This is a genomic window from Elstera cyanobacteriorum (genome assembly GCF_002251735.1).
GTDB classification, from domain to species: Bacteria; Pseudomonadota; Alphaproteobacteria; order Elsterales; family Elsteraceae; genus Elstera; species Elstera cyanobacteriorum.
This window is the reverse complement of the sequence record NZ_NOXS01000004.1, coordinates 1-3,852: the sequence shown is the minus strand read 5'-3', so window position 1 is coordinate 3,852 and position 3,852 is coordinate 1. Positions and strand designations below refer to the sequence as shown.

Sequence of the window (3,852 nt, the reverse complement as noted above, 5' to 3'; positions counted from 1 at the left end):
TGATCCGTTGACAGCCGAGAGCAATGCCAACGTCAAACTTTTTAGGGCGCTTAGCCGATTAATCTTAGAGGTGATCCCAAGCGATCCTGGCCGGGAAGAGTTCCGCCAAGGTAATACGCTTGGGCCGGACCATCGGCATTGGCGGCGCGCGAAGATCGGACAGCGCTTCCGGCTGTTTTTCCGGTATGATTCGAAGGCCAAGATCATTGTTTATGCCTGGGTCAATGATACGCAGACGTTGCGATCAGCAGGCAGTAAATCCGACCCCTATGCGGTCTTTGAGCGTATGCTGGCGAACGGCAATCCACCGACCGATTGGGCGGCGCTGGTTTCTGCAAGCCAGCCGGATTGGCCGGGTTAGATACAAACAATTTTCCTAAAATCTCACATAACATTCATTATGCGACACAGGCACGCCTGCGACTGGCCAACTCATTGGAGGCCCATCCATCAGTTCCTGCGCCGCAACTTAACGACCAGGCTGGGTCAGGCGCAGCGGAGGTTCGGCTACGACCTACCGGCCCATCCATCAAAGGCAAATTTATTCAAAAACTGCCGTTCCCAAAGAAATGCCCGATCAACCGTGCTGAGTTGCGCCTCATCGCAAACTTCGCCCCACGAGTCCGTAATACCACCGATCTGTGCATCAATGATCAGCCGTGCATCGTCGTCACTCAACAAAAAAGCAGAAGCCTCGGCACGGCAGGTCTCCAGTCGGCTGCGGCGGTCCTCCCCCCCTATCAACATTGCCTGATTTGCTTCGCGACCGGTACGCGGCTGCGGGCAGATGTCATAGGCGGGGGTTAGCGAGAGCGACGCGCCGTCCCAGAAGGCTGCGTGATTGCGGGCATGGTCGTCAGTGTTTCCTGACAGCACATTGAACACCATCCGGCCGAACAGCTCGCGCAGGGTTTTCTTCGGTTGGGTGAAGCGGGTTCGGATGATCTCCGCGAGGTCGCGATAGCTGGCGTATCGTGCCTGCATTTCGGACAGGCCAAACATCGTTAGCGCCGAGACCATCGCGCGCCGCGTCCATCCTTCTTCCGTGCGCGTGCGATCAAAACGCTTGACCAGCAACACATCCTTACCGCTGGCCTTGACCAGCCTGACGGGGGCGACGTTAAGCCCGGCCGCCACATCGGCCAGCCGCATCGCCACATATTCAGCCTTGACGATGGCATAGGTGTCGTTCGTCGCCGAAAATTTGGCAATGAACTTGTCTTCACCATCGGCAATCAATGCCTTCGGGCGTGCTCCGCCGATGGAACTGCCATGAAATAGCGCCTTATCGAGCGCAGGCGGAATAGGCTCGCCACGGTCGACGCGCTCGGCCGCGTCCAGCAATTCTTCGAGCGTTGCATTTTCTGCTTCTCGAGGCTCATAGCGATCCGGCGATGCCTGAAAATCCAAAGCGCCGATGCGGTCAGAGCCGGAATTTAACATATAGGTCAACTCATCGAATTCGACCTCGCCCGCGCTAACACCCTTGAGCCCCGTCAGCCGGTTGATGATGACCCTCCGTCCCCAGGCATCGGGCGATCCATCGCGCAAGGCACCGGCCATGTCGAGCGGTGCCTGCGGAACAAGCCCGCCGCGCTGCAACGGTAATTCCGGTAGATAGATCGGGATGGCGTTGTAACGTTCCAGATAGGAGCGGCCATAGTTGAAGACGTGAAGATCGCCTTCGCGGGCAAGACGTCCGGCGACGACAGGTTTCGTGCTTCCGGGCAACCAGATCCAGACATAGGCCTCGCGCGGCCGCGGTCTTGACGTTGGCCGGTCACCTGCTTTGCGCTCAGAAGTCATCTTTTACCTCCGTGCGCGGGCGGCGGATAGACTGCGGCAGCAGCGCGAGCTTGTCTCCGACGCGGGCAATCTCAACTGCAAGGGCTGTTGGCTCACTGACAAACAGTGGCACGCCAACCAGATGAGCTGCCTCGAACACTAGGCCGATTTCAGCTTTGGGGCTTCCTTTCTCGATCATCTGCAAGGTGCTGCGGGCAATGCCGATGCGCTCGGCAAGATCGGCTTCGGACATCTTGCGCTGTTTACGGGCAAGCTTGATCTGTCTGCCCATGAGGACGAGTGCCTCCAGTGTTGTGCGCGAATAGGTTCGAATGGTCGAAGCCATCAATATTGTCTTTTATGTCGGTCATGAAACCACTTCATGCCTCGTATACGAGCCATATAGAACATATTCCAAGAATTTTCAATGAATGACCGCCGTAGGCTTCACAAAATGCATTCACGACGGTTATATCGGTCACAATAAGGGTTATGCGACATAGTCACGCCCGCAGGAACCCCTATCTCTCGGACCCGAGCGCCCTAAGTGGGCCAAGGTAGACGGAGGAAGGCCAAGCCTTCCTCCGTCCCCATTCTAAGCAGCGAGTTTACCGTCGCCCTGATCGCCCGCGCTGATCGGGTTCGCCGCGAGGGTGGCGGCTGGTGTGAGCAGATCAGTCGCACTAGCCGCCGCAGCCACCGACGGCGCTGGGTCGAAGGCGGCCATCGCTTGCCGGAGCAGATCCGCTTGATTGGCAATCGACGCCGCCAGATCGACCGCGGCCGTTGACACCGGGGCTGACGTTTCCGTCAGTGCCGCCGGCGCTGCCGGGGCCGCCACCACGGTTGTCTCTGCCGTAGATGTTACGCCAACCGACGCATCTTCGGAGGTCGCCGGCGTGGTGGTCGCGGTGGTTTCGGGCACGACCATCGTCACACTCTCGGTCCCCGATGCCGTCTCGGCGGTCGGAATGGCTGAAACGCTGGTCTCGGTTGACGGGGTGGTCGTCGCGACGGTCGCCTCGGGTATGGTTTGAGTGACCGTCCCGGTCGCCGGTGCCGAGGCATCTGCCCCGGCAGACGTCGGAAGAACCATCACCGCCGCTTGCGTCGTGGTAACCGCCGTCGACACAGCGGTAACGGCCGCTTCTGTACTCGCCACAACCCCAGCCGCAGCGGCAGCGTCCGCCGGGACCGCGGCCACGCTCGTGTTCGTAACCGCAGCTCCACCCGCCCCCCCGGTACCGGCAACCGTCTGCGCTACGACTGACGTCACGGTAACCTGCTGTGTCGTGCCTCCCGCTGCCGTGACCGGGATGGCGTTGGGAATGCTATACAACACTGTGGACGTGCTAACCGGGTTCGGCGTCACCTCGATACTGGTCGTCACCACTATCGTGCCCAGCGAGACATCGGCGGCGGTGCCGGTGCTGCCGTCGGTGCGGGTGAACTCGGTCGTACGATGGACAATATTGCCATTCACCGTCTGATCGTCCCGGGCACCCGTGAGGCCGATACTGGCAATCCCGGCGTCGGCGAGGGTCTGAACCTCGCCCTGATCGGCGATACCATCCTGGTTGCGGTCCTGCCAGACCCGGAAGTCATTGAAGCGGGTATCGGCTTGATCAAGCGACCCGGAACCGCTGCTATCGTAGGCCTGTTGCACAGCCTCCATATCTGTTTCGGCGCCGGGGGCATCGTCGGTGAAGACGATATCTTTCGCCGAGATCGCCCCATCACCATCGTCATCGAGCGCCAGGAAGGCATTCCCCGCCCCGATCCAGCCGGTGGTACCAGTCGCTGTTTGATCGAAAATGGATGTACTAACCCCCGACTCCGCTGAGTTGAGCAAGCTGAGGCCCTGCCCACTGACATCCAGAACAATCGGTGTTTGCCATAGGGTCGTGATATGGACCGTTGTTGTTGCCGACAAACCACCTTGATCAGAAACCTTAAACTGAAGATCGGCGGAAAGGCCATTAGCGTAACTTGGGGGATACCACTGCCAGATAAAGCTCCCTTGATAGGGATTTGCCGGGGCAATTATCATTCCGGAGGATGAAGTTG

General features: G+C 59.4%; 3 protein-coding genes and 1 pseudogene. 1 reads left to right on the top strand and 3 read right to left on the bottom strand.

The window, feature by feature from the left end; translation table 11 throughout:
- Positions 1–361: type II toxin-antitoxin system YhaV family toxin (locus CHR90_RS00065; protein WP_141210820.1), on the top strand; the 361-nt coding region annotated here is incomplete at its 5' end.
- Positions 362–507: 146 nt separating this feature from the next.
- Here CHR90_RS00065 and CHR90_RS00060 read toward each other — a convergent pair.
- From CHR90_RS00060 to CHR90_RS00050, 3 genes and pseudogenes are all read right to left on the bottom strand, one after another.
- Positions 508–1,806, bottom strand: a complete 1,299-nt coding sequence (locus CHR90_RS00060) for a type II toxin-antitoxin system HipA family toxin (RefSeq protein ID WP_094406478.1) — start codon at positions 1,804–1,806, stop codon at positions 508–510.
- Positions 1,796–2,131, bottom strand: a complete 336-nt coding sequence (locus CHR90_RS00055) for a helix-turn-helix transcriptional regulator (RefSeq protein ID WP_094406476.1) — start codon at positions 2,129–2,131, stop codon at positions 1,796–1,798. The genes CHR90_RS00060 and CHR90_RS00055 overlap by 11 nt, the downstream gene beginning before the upstream one ends.
- Before the next feature lie 249 nt (positions 2,132–2,380).
- A pseudogene (locus tag CHR90_RS00050) lies at positions 2,381–3,852 on the bottom strand (hypothetical protein); the annotation flags it as partial.

Coding starts and splice junctions, on each gene's coding strand:
- CHR90_RS00060 (WP_094406478.1), bottom strand. CDS start 1,806: ATGACTTCTGAGCGCAAAGCAGGTGACCGGCCAACGTCAAGACCGCGG.
- CHR90_RS00055 (WP_094406476.1), bottom strand. CDS start 2,131: ATGGCTTCGACCATTCGAACCTATTCGCGCACAACACTGGAGGCACTC.